Origin of the sequence: Psychroflexus sediminis, from assembly GCF_900099815.1 — a bacterium.
In the GTDB taxonomy this organism is placed as follows: Bacteria; Bacteroidota; Bacteroidia; order Flavobacteriales; family Flavobacteriaceae; genus Psychroflexus; species Psychroflexus sediminis.
Window position 1 is genome coordinate 161,993 of the sequence record NZ_FNCW01000002.1, and the last position, 17,320, is coordinate 179,312.

A 17,320-nucleotide genomic window follows, 5' to 3' on the forward strand; every position below is an offset into this window, starting at 1 on the left:
TATTTGATGAAGTGAACTTAAGTTTTGCAAGCCCCTTTTCATAAGACCTGTGAGGTTTTAGAAACCTCACAGGCCTATTTCTCTGAGTTATCAAAAGCCCGCCTGTTTTGTAGACAGGCCCGTAAACACCCTAAAGCGTCTCAATTAAACTGGAAAAAAGTTTAACCAACTTAGGTTCGGCCTCATTGGCGACGGCGATGATCTCTTCGATGTTTACTGGCTGTAAGTTATCCGGATCGCATTCGTCGGTCAATACCGAAATAGCGGCAACCGGTAGCTTGAGGTGGTTGGCCACTATAATTTCTGGAATGGTGCTCATACCTACTGCATCGGCCCCAATGATTTTCAAATAGCGGTATTCGGCCCGGGTTTCCAGCTGAGGGCCTACCACCGACGCATAAACCCCTTCGTGCAAGGTGATGTCGTTTTCCCTGGCAATATCCTTGAATTTTGCATTCATCTCCTTGTCGTAAGGTGCCAGCATGTCCACAAAACGCTCCCCAAATTGTGAAACGCCTTTAAAAGCCAGCGGTGAACCGCCCTGCAGATTGATGTGGTCGTCAATCAACATCAATTCACCTTTCTTATAGCCTTTGTTAATGGCTCCAGCAGCATTGGAAACCAGGAGTTTTTTGATGCCCAGCTCTTTCATGATGCGAACAGGGTAGGTGATGTCCTGAAGGGAATAGCCTTCGTAAAAGTGAAAACGCCCTTGCATCACCACTACTTTTTTGCCGGCCAGATTCCCGAAGATGAATTTACCCTGGTGAAACTCTACAGTAGCAGTGGGAAAGTGCGGAATATGATTGTAACTGATTTCCTTTTCAATGTCAATTTTATCGATGAGTTTTCCAAGTCCGGTACCGAGAATAATGCCGATTTCCGGGTTTGAAAAGCCTTTTTCTTCGAGGTAACTTACTGTTCTGTTGAGTCTTTCTTTCATAGGTCTTTAGATAATTTTCTTAACATTTGAGCGGGAATGTAAGGATGAAACTCCGGATGTTTAGCCAGGTCTTCCACGGTGTCAATATCGGTTTTGGTATCGAGAAAAGCAAGGCTTAATCCTTTTAAATCTTCAAGGGTTTTTTGCAAAACTATTTCGGTACTCCATGCTTTTTTCAGGAAAGCATTTTTATAAAATCGGGACATACCCATCAGATAATAACCGCCGTCGTTGGCTGGTCCAAAGACCGCATCGTTTTGATCCAATTTCAGAAAGGCGTTCTCTAGGTCTGAGGCTCTAAGTTCAAATAAATCGCTGCCTACAATGCAGATTTTAGAAAAGCCTTGCGCAAAGCCCCAGGCAAAAGCGGCCTGCATTTTCTGTCCTAAATGCCCTTTGCTTTGTACTTGTTTCTGGAATTTGGTATCACTCCATAAATCTCCACTCCGAATTTCTTCGGAATAAAAGACGGCACGATTAGCCTTGACCTTGCCTATAGTTCTAGCAGTGTGTTTGAGGAGTTCCTTGTAAACTTCAAGCGCCTTTTCATCCCCTATACTTTTGGCTAAACGCGTTTTACACTTGCCAGGCTGCGGGTTTTTAGCAAAAACGATAACCAGGTTATTCATCAATATACTTTTTGACCTTTCTTAAGGTATCTGCTCCAGAATATATCGTAAGCATGGATTTTTTCGGTGGGTTCACCTTTTTGGTCGTAAACCTTACGGCCTTGATTTACCCAGTCAAAAATACCTCCATAGAGATTGAAAACATGTTTGTAATCCGCCTTTTGAAGCCGTTCTCCAATATCTTCAGAACGCACTCCTATGGAGCAGTAGACCACAATTGTGTCTTGCTTGTTGATTTTATCTTGGATAGCTGTTAGTTTAAAATTTTCATACCCAGCATAAATGGCATTTTGAATATGACTGATGCTATATTCTGAAGCTTGTCTGGTGTCGAGTAATTTTATGTTTCGATCGGAGTCTTTAAGTTCAGCTAATTCCTGAACGCTTATGTATTCAACTTTGTGTTCGTTATATTTTTGGATTGCTTCGTCAATACTTTGGGAATAAGCAAGTAGTGGAAATATAAGAATAAGTAAGATTAACCTGGGTTTCATGTAAATTAAATTATACAGTTTAGAGGTAGCTTTGGCAAAGTTAGGCGCTTATTTTTGGCCGAACTCTACTTTATAATTTCTTGCTGTTTATTTAACAACATCCGCCGCCATCATAGTGAAATGTAGATTCACTGATGTAGATATCTTCTCTTCTCAAATCTGATAGCGCCTTAGCGGTTTTATCACAAATAGCCAGAGGCTGATTTTGCAATAAAATGTGACCTTTTTGATCGTCGAAGAAGGGTTTGTCGCCATAATAAATCGCTGCTTTTCCCGTAAAAATGCAGGGACCGTCATCGGGCATAGGATCTTTGATGGCCGCTACTTCTACCGACTCTATGTAAATCAATTCGTCGGTTGGATAATGTTTCGGGTCCAGAATGCGATAAGGTTTTCTGGCGCGTATCTCAATGGTACCAAACCCGGCATCTGTAAGGGCCTTCACATAATCAGCCAAAGGCAAACTGCCGCTTAAGCAAAGTGCCCTCAGCCTGTCGTCGTTTCTCAGGGTGTCATTCATGTGCTGCTCGCAGGTAGGATCGCTCATCACCAGTTTGCCATTGGGTTTCAGCACGCGGTACATTTCTTCAATGGCTTTCTTCAGATCTTCTGCTTTGAATATATTAAAAAGGCAATTTTGAGCAGCGACATCTATACTCTTGTCTTCCACAGGAAGATTTAGGGCGTCTCCTTTTTTGAGAGCCACAAAATCGCTTTTAAACCAGGGATTCATTTGCTCTGCTTCTTTGAAGTTTTTCCTGGAAGCCTCCAGCATTTCGTCTACCATATCTACGCCTATCACTCCGTCTTTCTGGCGATTGAAATAAGCAAACTGCAGCAATTCCATCCCCCCTCCAACGCCTACGTAAAGCAGTTTAGGGTTGTTGGAAAGGTCCCTGGCATGAACGGTGCTTCCGCAACCATAATTCATTTCCTGCATGATCTTGGGAATTTTAAGCCCTGGTAATTCCCAGATGGGATTTGTTGTGCAGCATAGCCCCACATCCGGCTTAAGTGCAGCGTCTTTATAGACGTCGTAAGTAGTTTTTAAATAACTCATTCTTTACTTTTCATTTGTTTTAAACCACACTCCCCTGACAGGAGCTTCCAGCGCCAGCCGTACATCCGTAGCAGTGCTGTGAGACACATATAGATCTCTCCTGCAGTTGCTCTTCGTTATAGTCTTTGATATGTTGAATCGGACTTTCCACTTTCATTTCCAGCATTTGATTGAAGTCGCAGTCATAAAGCCAGCCATCCCAGCTTACAGAAAGCGTATTCCTGCACATTACATTTTTGACCGCAGCAGGATTGTAGGCCTCTACCAGTTTGTACATATAATCCTCATAATTATCTGAGGCGATGAGGTAGTCCAGATATCGGGAGATGGGCAAATTGGTGATGGTAAACAAACTGTTGAAGTCAATACCGAAATCTTCTTTGAGCGCCTTTTTGAAATCCTGTTCCAAAGCCTCCTGGTTGGAAGGTAAAAACGCCCCGGACGGGTTGTAAACCAAATCCAGTTTAAGGGGAGAATCGGGTAACCCATAGCCTATGGCATTCAGGTCCTGCAGCGCTTTTATAGATTTATCAAAAACACCGCTACCTCGCTGTTTATCGGTTTTTCCTTTGGTCCAGTGGGGCATGGAACTCACGACATGAACATTGTGTTTTTTGAAAAATTCAGGCAGGTCATAATACTTTTTATTTGCTCGTATGATGGTCAGATTGGACCTGACGATGAAATCTTTGACACCAAGTTTGGCCGCTTCTTCCACAAACCATCTGAAATTGGGATTCATTTCCGGAGCACCTCCGGTCAGATCCAAAGTATGTGCCTTGGTCGTTTTAATGACCTCCAGGCATTGCTGCATGGTTCCTCTGGTCATGATCTCCTTTCTATCCGGACCTGCATCTACGTGACAATGCTCGCAAACCTGGTTACACATATAGCCCAGATTGAGCTGGAGAATTTCCAGTGCCTTAGGCTTTAGCGGGAAATCTTCGATCTTTTCCAACTGATGCCTGAAGGTAGGAAGTTCATCTTTGAAAATTCCGTTAGACAGGAACTTGAGCTGCTCCTCGGCTTTAGCCATCAGTTTCTTTCTTGCAAGCAGAGATTTCGTTGCCATGGTTGATTAATTTTAAAGGTTTAAATCGCGGTTTAAGTCCGTCTTTTAATGACTTAACTTGTCGTATTTTTTCATCATTTGCGTCGCGTGTACCAGAGTGGCGCCAGACTCAATGGCAGCTCCGGCGTGTACAGCTTCCATCATTTCTTCTTTGGTAATGCCGCGTTGGAGCCCGTCCTGGGTGTAAGCGTCAATGCAATACGGGCACTTCACCACATGAGAAACGGCGAGAGCAATCAGTGATTTTTCGCGTTCAGAAAGCGCTCCTTTTTCAAAAACTTTACCGTAGTATTCGAAAAATTTGTCGCCCAGTTCCTGATTCCAGTCTGTGATTTTCGGGAATTTTCTGAGGTCTTTAGGATCGTAATATGAATCTGCCATAGTATGAGATTAGGGGCAATTGCCCGGGGTTATGTAAAACTATAAATCTTATGTTGCTGTTTCTTAAGCTCTAGAAAGCAGAGGTGGAGCTTTGTTGAGAAAAGACCCAGAAATGATGTTTTTGACATACAAAGAAGGACTTTGAAAACCAAAATCATAAGATTTGTGCATGGTTTTTAATATCAAAATAACATCGGTGTAGAGTTGCTTTGAAAAATTGAGCAAGCCTGAAAAGTCAGACTGCTTATCGATATCCTTTAAAGTAGGAGTAAAACTGACTTCAGCTTTGGTGCTGAGCAATTGAATAACTTCTGAACTTACATCTGACGTATTCCAGCTTAGATTTAAAAAGTCAGAATGATTGAAATGCTTTTTTTGAATGGCCAGCAGGTAGAATCCGCCATCAAAAGATTTGCCCAAACACGCCTTGCCAGAATGGAGAGCATCTATTCCAGACTGAAGGTGTTTGTATTTTAACTGGGGGCAGTCATTACCTATGACGATGACCTTGTCATATCCTCTTGAAAATACTGAAGAAAGAGCATTGCAAAAACGTTCCCCGAACGTGTTTCCCTGTTGTTGATGTTCGTCATGATTGAAAACATCAAGCCCTGTTTTGGAACACAGTTTTTTAAGTCGATTTTCCTGACTTTGAAAAAAAAGCTGATTGCCGGCAAAACCCTTGAAACTACATTCAGCTTCTACAGATCTGGAGAAAATTAAAAGGGCTACAGATGTCTTCATGTATACTTAGTCTCATCGGTGATCAAAACCTTACTGGAGTTATTCACCTTATTTGTGGTAAAATCGATTTTCTGCCAGGTTTGGTTACGATAAAATCAGATCTTATTTCCCAGGACGAATAATAAGCGTGTTGGGGTATTCAGAGTTTATTTTATCAAAAGCCCTGTCTGCTTGTATCCGGTTTCTGAAATCACCCACCCAAACCTTGTAATTCGGAGTTTGATAAATGATTTTAGACGTAATATCGAGTTGTAAGGATTCAAACTTTTGTTGATTTTCTTCTGCTTCCTCCAGGGAGCCGGAAAAAATTTGAAGTTTATAAGTCGTTTTGAGTTCATGATTGGATTCCAGGTCATGTTTGACCTTGATGAGATTTTCAATTGTATTGAGTTCTGTCGAATTGAGTTTTTGAGCCCAGCCTGACAGTGTTGAAAATAAAAATATGAAACTAACAAAAATCAAATTTTTTAACATCGTATTGGTTTTGAAGCAAATGTACAGTTAAACGTAAAATAAAGGCTTCAAATTGTAATTTAGAAAGATTATAAATTGCCATTTAACATATGTAGGTATTCCAGAAACGTTCTTTAAGTGTTACTTTTGTTGTCAATTTTTTTGATGCCTAATCGCACGTTTTTATGGGTATCACATTGAAATAGGTTAATAAATATTATATGAAAAAGTCGATGGAACGCCCATTTATTCTGAAACATTTCCTTCTAGTGTCCTTTTTGCTTTTAACTTTTACAGCTTTTGCTCAGGATGGAGCGGAGGCCGGAGAAGAAAGTAGTGGGTACGGGTCCTATGTGCCTGAAGTGGTTGTGAATTCAGATCCTGCAAAGGGAAAAGAATTGTTTAATTCACTTTGTGCGGCTTGCCACAAGCGCTATAAGAATGCTACTGGTCCTTCTCTTCACGGTGTAACCGAGCGAAGAGAGATGGAGTGGTTGTATGAATGGATTAAAAATAGTCAGGAACTTATAAAATCTGGTGATGACCAGGCTGTTGAGCTTTACAACGAGTGGAATAAAGTAGCGATGAATGCTTTTCCTCAGTTGAGCAATCAGGATATCAATGATATTTTGGCTTATGTTGAAGAGCCAAAACCAGAGCCAAAAGCGGATGTAGCTGCAGCTCCTGGAGCAGAGGCTCAGGGCGGAGCTGGAATTTCTACGGAAATTGTACTCGGGCTATTGGCTATAGTTTTATTAGTGCTTTCGGTTATACTTTATCTGGTTAATAAAACCCTTAACCGTTTTGCTGAGGCTAACGGTATCCCAATAAAAGCAGATAAGCCCAAGGGCAAGCCTATTTGGGTAGCCTTTGCTGAAAATCAATTTTTGATTTTTGTCGCTGTTATTTTCTTGTTGCTTGCAGTGGCCTGGGGAGGTTATGGTTTCTTGATGCAGGTTGGAGTCGACCAGGGTTACGCGCCAATTCAGCCAATTCACTATTCCCACAGAATACACGCTGGTGAAAACCAAATTGAATGTAAGTATTGTCATTCTTCTGCAAGGGTGTCCAAGCATTCAGGAATTCCTTCGCTTAATGTATGTATGAACTGCCATAAGCAGATTGCTGAGGTAGCGGAAGAAACTCAGGCGGAAGGCAAGGAAGAATATGGGGTCGATTATAATGCGGAAATCCAAAAACTTTACGAAGCTACAGGCTGGGATACGTCTACGCAATCCTATACCGGAGAAACCAAGCCTGTAAAATGGATCAGAATTCATAATTTACCTGATTTCGCTTACTTCAATCACTCTCAGCATGTTAGCGTCGCTGGAATTGAATGTCAGACCTGTCACGGTCCGGTAGAGACCTATGAGATTCAAAAGCAATATGCGCCCTTAACCATGGGCTGGTGTATTAATTGTCACCGGGAATCTAAAATTAAGGTTGGAGATAACGCGTATTACGAAAAAATTCATGAAGAGCTTTCCGAGAAGTATGGTGTAGAAGAGTTTACCGTCGCCGATATGGGTGGTCTGGAATGCGGAAAGTGTCATTATTAATATTAATTTAGAAAAATTAAAGTTCAATATGTCATCAGAAAAGAAATATTGGAAAAGTGCTGAGCAGCTTAAGGAAAACAGTCCTTTGGTTGAAGCGCTTGAACAAAAAGAATTTGCAGAACATATTCCTGCAGATGAGTTTTTAGGTGATAAGGAAAAGTTAGAGGGTTCTCAAACTTCGCGTAGAGATTTCCTAAAGTATGTTGGGTTTAGTACAGCTGCTGCATCCTTGGCAGCCTGTGAAGGTCCCGTTATCAAATCTATTCCTTATGTTGTCCAGCCAGAGCGTATTGTGCCGGGTGTTGCGGATTATTACGCTACAACCATTGCCAATGGGTTTGATTTTGCAAGTGTTCTTGTGAAAACAAGAGAAGGACGCCCTATCAAAATTGAAAAGAATAAAGAAGCGACTGGACTTTCTGCTGGTAAGGCCAGAGTTTACGGTTCAGTTTTGGATTTATATGACATCAAGCGTCTACAGAATCCACAGATTGAAAACAGAGATGTGACCTGGACTGAGTTCTTCGCCTCTCTAGAGTCTGACTTAAAAGCTAAAGCAGATAAGAAAACCTATCTTTTAACGCAAACCTTTGCTTCACCTTCTACAGATAAGCTCATCAAAGAATTTCAGGAGAACTATCCTAATGTAGTTCATCTTGTATACGATACGGTTTCTGATGAAGCTGCTGTCGATGCTTTTGCAGCTAAGTATGGTTACAGAGCGCTTCCTAACTACGACTTTTCCAAATCGGAGATGATTGTTTCTGTAGGCGCAGATTTCCTTGCAGACTGGCAGGGTGGAGCTTTTGATTCTGGTTACAGCAAAAGCAGAGTTCCGAAGAACGGAAAAATGTCCCGCCACGTCCAGTTTGAAGCCAACATGACTTTAACTGGTGCAAATGCCGATAAAAGAGTTTCGGTTAAGCCCTCTTTGCAAAAACAAATTGTAGTTGAGGTTTATAACCAAATCGTTGGTAAAGTCGCCACTACAAATCTAAACAGTGCGCTTAAAAATCAGGTTGATAGCGTGGTTTCAAGCTTGAAATCCAAAGCTTCTGGTGGAGCTGTTTTCGTAACAGGTTTAGATTCTGTTGAAGCTCAGGCGATGGCCTTAGAAATCAACGAAAAATTATCGAGCAGGGCTTTGGATACTGAAAACCCTCGCTTGATTCGTCAGGGTCAAAATTCTAAAATCCAGACCTTAATTTCTGACATGAAAGCCGGAAATGTTGGTGCTTTGATGATTGCAGGTGCAAATCCAGCCTACTCCCTGCCTAATGCGGATGAGTTTACTGCTGCTATGGCTAATGTGGATACTACCGTGAGTTTTTCTATGAAGAAAGATGAAACGGCTAAGCTCTGCAAGTATATAGCTGCAACTCCTCATTACTTAGAATCCTGGGGAGACGTTAGGTTTACTAAAAAAGACTTTAGTCTGATGCAGCCAACCATCAAGCCACTGTTCAATACCAGGCAGTTCGAAGACTGTTTGTTGAAATTGAACGGTAATTCTGCAAAATATTATGAATACATAAAAGCAAACTTCAAGTCGACTTACGAGGGCTTATCCTGGAATAAATCTCTTCATGACGGAAGTTATGTTTTTGATATGGACCTGCCAAAGACCTCTGATGTCCCTGCTATAGATATTCCTGCTGGAGCTAAAAAACTGGTTTCTCAGAGTGATTCAGAAGGACTGGAACTGACGTTGTATACCAAGGTTTCTATGGGTGATGGTTCTTATGCCAATAACCCATGGTTGCAGGAAATGCCAGACCCAATCACCAGAACTTCCTGGGATAACTATGTTACCGTTTCTCAATCTGATGCACAGGCGCTAGGTTTAGAAAATTCAAATGTTGCCAATGGTGCTTTGAACGGAGACTACGTGACGGTAACTTTAGGTGATAAAAAATTAGAAAAACTACCTGTTATTATACAGCCCGGACAAGCTCCAGGTTCTATCGGTATTGCTTTAGGTTACGGTAAAACCGAGGCTATCCAGGAAGAAATGCAGGTTGGTGTTAATGCGTTTCCCTTGTACCAAAACTTTGATGCTCACCAAACCGTGCGTCTCGAAAAGGTGAGTGGTGTGCATGAGTTTGCCTGTGTGCAGCTTCAGCATACCATGATGGGTAGACGAGATATCGTAAAGGAAACGACTTTAGAGATTTTCAATACCAAAGACAAGCATTACTGGAATGCAACTCCCGAGGTTTCACTTAACCATCAGGAAGTTGAGGTTACCAGTCCTGAGGTGGATTTATGGGATGAATTTGACCGTTCTATTGGACATCATTTCAATCTGTCTATAGACCTTAATGCTTGTACAGGTTGTGGTGCCTGTGTTATCGCCTGTCACAGTGAGAACAATGTTCCTGTAGTTGGAAAAAGTGAAATCCGTAAGAGCAGGGATATGCACTGGTTAAGAATTGACCGTTATTATTCTTCAGAAGACACCATACAGGGAGATTATGAGCTTAAAAACGATATTTCCGGTTTAAATAGTGCTATAGATACCTATGGTGATCTTGAAAATGCTTCAGAAGGAGACCTTCAGGTAATCTTTCAGCCTGTGATGTGTCAGCATTGTAATCATGCGCCATGTGAGACGGTTTGTCCGGTTGCTGCTTCAGCTCACGGGCGTCAGGGCCAAAACCATATGACCTATAACCGTTGTGTGGGTACAAGGTATTGCGCTAACAACTGTCCTTACAAAGTAAGACGATTCAACTGGTTCTTATACAATCAAAACGATGAGTTTGATTACCACATGAATAACGATTTAGGTCGAATGGTATTGAATCCGGATGTGACTGTAAGGTCTCGTGGGGTCATGGAAAAATGTTCCATGTGTATCCAAATGACTCAAAAAACAATTCTTGATGCCAAGCGCGAGGGAAGAGTTATAGAGGATGGCGAATTTAAGACGGCATGTTCTTCTGCCTGTGATAATGGCGCTATTCTGTTTGGAGATATCAATGACAAAGAGAGTGTTGTGTACAAAAAAACACAGGATGATAGAATGTATCATTTGCTTGAGTACTTAGGAACTAAACCAAATGTGATGTATCAGACTAAAGTTCGAAATACAACCGAAGCATAATCAACTAACTAAGAATAAATTTATAATAAATTATGTCTCATTACGAATCGCCTATTAGAAAACCCTTAGTTACAGGAGATAAGTCTTACCATGATGTTACATTGGACGTGGTCAGACCTGTGGAAGGGAAGGCAAATAAATCATGGTGGGTTGTCTTTTCGATAGCACTCATCGCCTTTTTATGGGGTTTAGGCTGTATAATTTATACCGTATCCGAAGGGATCGGTGTCTGGGGTCTCAACAAGACTGTGGGTTGGGCCTGGGATATCACCAACTTTGTATGGTGGGTAGGTATTGGTCACGCAGGAACGCTTATTTCTGCCGTACTTTTACTATTCAGACAAAAATGGAGAATGGCTATTAACCGCTCTGCGGAAGCCATGACTATTTTCTCTGTTATCCAGGCAGGTCTTTTCCCGATTATCCACATGGGGCGTCCCTGGCTGGCTTTTTGGGTGTTACCTATACCAAACCAATTCGGATCATTATGGGTGAACTTTAACTCGCCCTTGCTTTGGGATGTGTTTGCGATTTCTACTTATCTTTCTGTGTCTCTGGTATTCTGGTGGACAGGTTTGCTTCCGGATTTTGCAATGATAAGAGACAGAGCTGTCAAACCCTTTCAGAAGCACATCTACGGGATTTTATCTTTTGGATGGAGCGGTAGAGCCAAAGACTGGCAGCGTTTTGAGGAAGTTTCCCTGGTGCTTGCCGGTTTAGCAACTCCACTTGTACTTTCTGTACACACCATCGTATCTTTTGACTTTGCGACCTCCGTCATTCCGGGATGGCATACCACGATATTCCCTCCTTACTTTGTTGCAGGGGCTGTATTTTCAGGATTTGCCATGGTGAACACGCTTCTTATCATTATGAGAAAAGTATCCAGTCTTGAAAATTATATCACGATTCAGCATATCGAGCTGATGAATATCGTGATCATGATTACGGGATCTATTGTGGGTGTCGCCTACATTACCGAATTGTTTATGGCCTGGTATTCCGGGGTTGAATACGAACAGTATGCCTTCCTAAACAGGGCTACCGGTCCTTATTGGTGGGCTTACTGGGCGATGATGACCTGTAATGTGTTCTCCCCACAGTTCATGTGGTTCCCGAGATTGAGAAGAAGTATTATGTTTTCTTTCTTTATTTCGATAGTCGTAAATATCGGAATGTGGTTTGAGCGTTTTGTAATTATCGTAACTTCACTTCACAGAGATTATATGCCATCGGCATGGACGATGTTCTCTCCAACATTTGTGGATATTGGGATATTTATAGGGACTATCGGATTCTTTTTTGTATTATTCTTATTATACGCCAGAACATTCCCTGTTATTGCGCAGGCAGAAGTGAAGTCTATATTAAAATCTTCTGGAGAAAAATATAAAAAGATAAGAGCTGAAAAGGGTGAGGATGCGAAGTTGTATGATGAGCCAGAACAGGAACCTTTACCAGATTTTTCAGCACAGTTTAATTCTAAATCGAACTCATAATGGCATCAAAAGTTTTACATGCGATTTTTACAGACGATGATATATTGATGCAGGCCGTTAAAGCTTTGCGTGAAAAAAAATATAGTATTGACGAGGTATTTTGTCCATTTCCCGTTCACGGACTGGATAAAGCCATGGGCTTGCCACATACCCGACTCGCAATCACTTCTTTCCTTTATGGATTGGTGGGCCTTGCGGTGGCGACCTGGATGATGAATTTTATGATGATAGAGGACTGGCCTCAAAACATTGGTGGTAAACCAAGTTTTAGTTACTTGGAAAACATGCCGGCTTTCGTTCCGATCATGTTTGAAATGACTGTTTTCTTTGCCGCACACCTTATGGTGATAACCTTTTATATGAGAAGCAAATTATGGCCTTTCAAAAAAGCCGAAAACCCAGATGTAAGAACCACCGATGATAAGTTTTTGATGGAAATTTCAGTTAATGAAAACAATGTGCAAGCGATTGCAGAAGTGCTTCATGAAAACGGAGCCTCTGAAATTAAATTAATAGATAATAAATAAATTTATGAAAAGTTTGTTTACCATAGTACTTATAGCTTTTAGCCTGGCTTTTATCTCCTGTTCCGATAAAAGAGAGCGTAACTATCAGTATTTTCCAAATATGTACGTTTCAGTTCCTTACGATACCTACGGGGAGTATGAAATCTTTCCCCAGGAGCAGGAAGCTTTATTGATAGCTGACGGGACTATATCCAGAGGTTTTACGCCGTATGAATATGAGGATGATACTGAAGGCTATAACAAAGCGAAAGCAGAGCTAGAAAATACGCTTCCTTATACTGAAGAAAACTTAGCCAAAGGAAAAGAGCTTTACAATATATACTGTGCGATCTGTCACGGTGAAAATGGGAAAGGCAAAGGTTATTTGGTAGAGCGCGAAAAGATTCTTGGTGTGCCGAGTTATGATGACCAGGGTAGAGCCATAACAGAAGGCAGCGTTTATCACGTCATGTGGTATGGTATTAATACCATGGGCTCTTATGCTTCCCAAATGAACAATGAAGAATTATGGATGGTAGATCACTACGTCATGAAGCTGAAGGCAGAACTGGAAGGTGAGGATCCAAGGGAATTTGAAACAGAATCAGAATAAAACTAATTATAATACATAGCTGATATATTATGTACACAATGTCAAATAAAATAAAATTATTCTCTTTAATCCTTATCATTATAGGGGCTATTGGTTTAGTTGTCAGTTTCATCAATGCTCCATCTTCTGTAGAAGAGGTCAAGGAAATGCTCCATGCTGAGAGTGCATCGCACGGTGGTGAAAGTGTGGCCATGGTAGGTGACGACCACGCTTCAGAAGATGCTCATGCTGATGAACATGCGGAGCATGTTTACCATCAGTTACAAAACAAACCCTGGGCTGCTCTTTACGTTCCGGCTTTATTCATTTTTCTGATTTCTTTGGGTGTCTTTGTGTTCTATGCTTTACAGAATGCTGCTCAGGCAGGCTGGTCCCCCGTTTTATTCAGAGTCATGGAAGGCATTGCCTCCTATTTAGTACCTGGGGGTATCCTGGTTTATTTATTGCTGGTGCTTTCCAGCTTACACCTTAACCACCTTTTTGTCTGGATGGATCCCGATGTTGTTGCCCACGATGAGATTATTCAGAATAAAACCGCATACCTCAATACGCCTTTCTTCTTAATAAGAGCATCCATTTATATCCTCGGCTGGATTTTATTTTCGAAACTGATTATTAAGAACTCGAGAAAGATGGACGAAGGTTTCGATTTAAGCCTTCATAAGCGTAACTTCAAGTTATCTGCTGGTTTTCTGGTCTTTTTCATCGTCACTGAATCTATGATGTCCTGGGACTGGATCATGAGCATAGACACACACTGGTTTAGTACCTTGTTTGGCTGGTTTGTTTTGGCTAGCATTTTGGTCTCTGCTGTAACCACAATTGCGTTGGTAACCATTTATCTGAAAGGTAAAGGCTACCTAGAGTATGTGAATAACAGCCATATTCATGATTTAGCAAAATTCATGATGGGTTTCTCTATTTTCTGGGCTTACTTATGGTTTTCACAATTTCTATTGATATGGTATTCCAACATTCCTGAAGAAGTGACTTACTATGCCGCCAGGCTTCAGGATTACCCTGTCCTGTTCTTTGGAACTGTTATTTTAAACTGGGCGTTACCTATGCTGATTCTTATCAATTCAGATTTCAAAAGAATCAACTGGATTGTTGTTTTTGCGGGTATCATTATTTTGGTTGGAAATTACCTCAATTTCTTTGTGATGATTATGCCTGGAACCGTTGGAGAATCCTGGAGTATCGGTATTCCTGAAGTTAGTTCCATATTGCTTATCTCCGGAATATTTATATTTACAGTGTTCAAAGCACTGGCTAAAGCTCCGCTTACCGTCAAACACAGTGCTTTCTTGGAAGAAAGTAAACAATATCACTATTAAAACATATTTAAAAGAAAGATAGAAGATGATCGCATTACTTATAATTCTAGTCGCCGCTTTATTGGGAATTACGATTTGGCAGATTTCAAAAATCTTCAAATTATCTCAGCCTGTTGAAAGCGATGACTCACAAATAGCAAACAACAAAGACAATGAAAAGCAGGGTAAATTGTTTTTGGTGTTCATTGTTTTCCTCTATGGATTGATGATTTACTCCTTCTGGGAACTGAGTAAATTTTACGCACCAGGAGCTTCTGATCATGCCGCTGAATATGATCAGCTGTTCTTTATCTCACTTGGTCTTATCATGTTTGTTCAGGTCATTATCCAGTTTTTAATTCACTGGTTTTCCTATAAGTACCGTGGACAAAAAGGAAGGAAAGCGCTTTTCTATGCGGATAATGATAAACTCGAATTCATCTGGACGATTATTCCGGTTATTACGCTTGCAGCCTTGATTATTTATGGTTTGTTTAGCTGGTCTAAAATTATGAACGTTGAAGAAACCGATGAAACTTTGGTGATTGAGATTTACGCTTACCAATTCGACTGGAGAGCAAGATACTCCGGAGAAGACAGAACACTGGGTGAAGCCAACGTAAGATTTATCGAAGGTGTAAACCAGCTGGGCCTTAATGAATCCGATCCTTATGCCCAGGATGATATCATCACCACAGAGCTTCACTTACCTGTGGACAGACCTGTTTTATTCAAGTTCAGGTCTCAGGATGTTCTGCACTCTGCCTATTTTCCGTTTTTCAGATCCCAGATGAATGTTGTTCCAGGTATGATTACCCAGTTTGGTTTTACCCCTACAACAACTTCTAAAGAAATCCGAAATAGCGAATACATGGTTGAAAAAGTTAGAAATATCAACGAAATTCGCGAAAACAACGACAATTTAGGTCCTGACGAAAAAGAATATGAATTTGAATATTATCTGTTGTGTAACAAAATTTGTGGTGTATCCCACTACAACATGCAGATGAAAATTGTTGTTGAAACCGAAGAGGAATATCAGAAGTGGATAGAAGAACAACAATCGTTTGGAGAATTAACAGCCCAAAATTAATTATAAAATAAATAAGAATATATATGTCAGTAGCTGCACAACCACTTGCTAACGATCATGCACACGAGGGAGGTCATCATGAGCCCACTTTCATAGAAAAGTACATCTTCAGTACCGATCATAAGATGATCGCTAAGCAATATTTAATAACCGGACTCATCATGGGGGTTATTGGGATATCTATGTCCATGCTGATGAGACTACAGTTGGCCTGGCCAAATGAATCCTTTTGGATTTATGAAGTCTTGTGTTAGGCAAATTTGGTGAAGGCGGTGTCATGGATCCAAGTATCTATTTGGCACTTTCTACAATTCACGGGACCATCATGGTGTTTTATGTGTTAACCGCCGGACTTAGCGGTACATTTAGTAACCTGCTTATCCCCTTACAAATTGGTGCAAGAGATATGGCTTCAGGTTTTATGAACATGATTTCTTACTGGCTGTTTTTTATCTCATCCATTGTCATTGTCAGTTCATTTTTCGTCGAAGCAGGACCTGCTTCAGCCGGCTGGACGGTGTATCCGCCTTTAAGTGCATTGCCACAGGCTATTGGCGGTTCAGGACTTGGTATGACCTTATGGCTGGTAGCCATTACTATATTTATAGCATCTTCTTTGTTAGGTTCTCTTAATTATATTGTGACGGTGCTTAACCTGAGGACAGAGGGCATGTCTATGACTAGACTTCCGCTTACCATATGGGCTTTCTTTGTTACAGCTATCATTGGGGTGGTTTCCTTCCCGGTTTTGTTAGCGGCGGGTTTATTATTGCTGATGGACAGAAGTTTTGGAACGTCTTTCTTTTTAAGTGACATATACATCCAAGGCGAAGTATTATCCTATCAAGGAGGTTCGCCAGTATTGTACGAACACTTATTCTGGTTTTTAGGTCACCCGGAAGTTTACATTGTTTTGCTTCCAGCACTGGGTATCACCTCAGAAATAATAGCCACCAACTCGAGAAAACCTATTTTTGGTTACAGAGCTATGATCGCTTCTATTTTAGCCATTGCTTTCTTATCGACCGTCGTTTGGGGTCACCACATGTTCGTGTCCGGTATGAATCCTTTCTTAGGTTCCGTATTTACATTTACAACTTTATTAATTGCAATTCCATCAGGTGTCAAAGCCTTCAACTACATCACCACGCTTTGGAAGGGTAATTTACAGCTAAACCCGGCGATGCTGTTTTCTATCGGTTTGGTTTCAACCTTCGTTACTGGTGGTTTAACGGGAATCATTCTGGGAGATAGTACCTTAGATATCAACGTTCACGATACCTATTTTGTTATTGCTCACTTTCACTTAGTGATGGGTATATCCGCATTATATGGATTACTGGCAGGTGTATACCACTGGTTTCCAAAAATGTTCGGAAGGATGATGAACAAAAACCTGGGTTATGTTCACTTCTGGATCACAGCAGTTGGTGCTTATGGAATCTTTTTCCCGATGCATTTTATAGGTATGGCAGGCTTACCAAGACGTTACTATAAATTTACAGAATTTCCATATTTCGATGATTTAGCGGATACCAATATTTTAATCTCCGTCTTTGCCTTTATCACGGCTTCAGCTCAATTGTTCTTTGTATATAATTTCATTCACTCTATTTTCTATGGAAAGAAAGCTGAACAAAACCCATGGAAATCGAATACATTGGAGTGGACTACGCCTGTGAAACACATTCACGGGAACTGGCCGGGTGAAATTCCAAAAGTTTACAGATGGCCTTACGATTACAGTAAAATGAATAAGGACGAAACGGAGTATGTTATTCCTGGGCAGGATTTTGTCCCTCAAAACGTTCCTTTACAAGAGAACGAAGAAGAGTTAAATGAATAATGT

General features: G+C 41.0%; 15 protein-coding genes and 1 pseudogene. 8 read left to right on the forward strand and 8 right to left on the reverse strand.

What is annotated here, in order from left to right:
• Nucleotides 1-130 precede the first annotated feature (130 nt).
• The 8 genes from BLP81_RS02205 to BLP81_RS02240 form a co-directional block, all read right to left on the reverse strand.
• Entirely contained in the window at nucleotides 131-943 is an 813-nt protein-coding gene (locus tag BLP81_RS02205) for a purine-nucleoside phosphorylase (protein WP_093365146.1), read from the reverse strand.
• Nucleotides 940-1,572 (reverse strand): TIGR04282 family arsenosugar biosynthesis glycosyltransferase, encoded by a 633-nt coding sequence (locus tag BLP81_RS02210; protein ID WP_093365150.1) that lies wholly within the window; start codon nucleotides 1,570-1,572, stop codon nucleotides 940-942. The genes BLP81_RS02205 and BLP81_RS02210 overlap by 4 nt, the downstream gene beginning before the upstream one ends.
• Nucleotides 1,572-2,066, reverse strand: a complete 495-nt coding sequence (locus BLP81_RS02215; RefSeq protein ID WP_093365153.1) for a rhodanese-like domain-containing protein — start codon at nucleotides 2,064-2,066, stop codon at nucleotides 1,572-1,574. The genes BLP81_RS02210 and BLP81_RS02215 overlap by 1 nt, the downstream gene beginning before the upstream one ends.
• Before the next feature lie 91 nt (nucleotides 2,067-2,157).
• Nucleotides 2,158-3,126, reverse strand: a complete 969-nt coding sequence (gene arsM / locus BLP81_RS02220; protein WP_093365156.1) for an arsenosugar biosynthesis arsenite methyltransferase ArsM — start codon at nucleotides 3,124-3,126, stop codon at nucleotides 2,158-2,160.
• A 19-nt stretch (nucleotides 3,127-3,145) separates the two neighbouring features.
• Nucleotides 3,146-4,198: an arsenosugar biosynthesis radical SAM (seleno)protein ArsS gene (gene arsS / locus BLP81_RS02225; protein WP_093365159.1), complete on the reverse strand. Its 1,053-nt coding sequence runs from the start codon at nucleotides 4,196-4,198 to the stop codon at nucleotides 3,146-3,148.
• Between the two features lie 45 nt (nucleotides 4,199-4,243).
• Entirely contained in the window at nucleotides 4,244-4,579 is a 336-nt protein-coding gene (locus BLP81_RS02230; protein WP_093365162.1) for an arsenosugar biosynthesis-associated peroxidase-like protein, read from the reverse strand.
• Nucleotides 4,580-4,642: 63 nt separating this feature from the next.
• On the reverse strand, nucleotides 4,643-5,323 hold the full coding sequence (locus BLP81_RS02235; protein WP_093365165.1) for a TIGR04282 family arsenosugar biosynthesis glycosyltransferase: 681 nt from the start codon (nucleotides 5,321-5,323) through the stop codon (nucleotides 4,643-4,645).
• Nucleotides 5,324-5,425: 102 nt separating this feature from the next.
• On the reverse strand, nucleotides 5,426-5,797 hold the full coding sequence (locus tag BLP81_RS02240; protein WP_093365168.1) for an SPOR domain-containing protein: 372 nt from the start codon (nucleotides 5,795-5,797) through the stop codon (nucleotides 5,426-5,428).
• A gap of 200 nt (nucleotides 5,798-5,997) precedes the next feature.
• On the opposite strand from BLP81_RS02240, the gene BLP81_RS02245 reads away from it, so the two are divergent.
• The 8 genes and pseudogenes from BLP81_RS02245 (at nucleotide 5,998) to BLP81_RS02280 (ending at nucleotide 17,317) form a co-directional block, all read left to right on the forward strand.
• Nucleotides 5,998-7,338 (forward strand): c-type cytochrome, encoded by a 1,341-nt coding sequence (locus BLP81_RS02245; RefSeq protein ID WP_093365171.1) that lies wholly within the window; start codon nucleotides 5,998-6,000, stop codon nucleotides 7,336-7,338.
• 28 nt (nucleotides 7,339-7,366) lie between these two features.
• Nucleotides 7,367-10,444 (forward strand): TAT-variant-translocated molybdopterin oxidoreductase, encoded by a 3,078-nt coding sequence (locus BLP81_RS02250; protein ID WP_093365454.1) that lies wholly within the window; start codon nucleotides 7,367-7,369, stop codon nucleotides 10,442-10,444.
• A gap of 32 nt (nucleotides 10,445-10,476) precedes the next feature.
• The gene (gene nrfD, locus BLP81_RS02255; RefSeq protein ID WP_093365174.1) at nucleotides 10,477-11,943 is read left to right on the forward strand and encodes an NrfD/PsrC family molybdoenzyme membrane anchor subunit; all 1,467 of its coding nucleotides are present in this window, start codon (nucleotides 10,477-10,479) and stop codon (nucleotides 11,941-11,943) included.
• Complete coding sequence (locus tag BLP81_RS02260) at nucleotides 11,943-12,470, forward strand: DUF3341 domain-containing protein (protein WP_093365177.1); 528 nt, start codon at nucleotides 11,943-11,945, stop codon at nucleotides 12,468-12,470. Before nrfD ends, BLP81_RS02260 begins: the two co-directional genes overlap by 1 nt.
• A 4-nt stretch (nucleotides 12,471-12,474) precedes the next feature.
• A complete protein-coding gene (locus BLP81_RS02265) occupies nucleotides 12,475-13,062 on the forward strand; it encodes a c-type cytochrome (RefSeq protein ID WP_093365180.1) in 588 nt (195 codons plus the stop codon).
• A 29-nt stretch (nucleotides 13,063-13,091) separates the two neighbouring features.
• Complete coding sequence (locus tag BLP81_RS02270; RefSeq protein ID WP_093365183.1) at nucleotides 13,092-14,399, forward strand: quinol:cytochrome C oxidoreductase; 1,308 nt, start codon at nucleotides 13,092-13,094, stop codon at nucleotides 14,397-14,399.
• Between the two features lie 25 nt (nucleotides 14,400-14,424).
• On the forward strand, nucleotides 14,425-15,471 hold the full coding sequence (locus BLP81_RS02275) for a cytochrome c oxidase subunit II (protein WP_093365185.1): 1,047 nt from the start codon (nucleotides 14,425-14,427) through the stop codon (nucleotides 15,469-15,471).
• A gap of 23 nt (nucleotides 15,472-15,494) precedes the next feature.
• Nucleotides 15,495-17,317 (forward strand): annotated as a pseudogene (locus BLP81_RS02280) (cytochrome c oxidase subunit I).
• The last annotated feature ends 3 nt before the right edge of the window (nucleotides 17,318-17,320 follow it).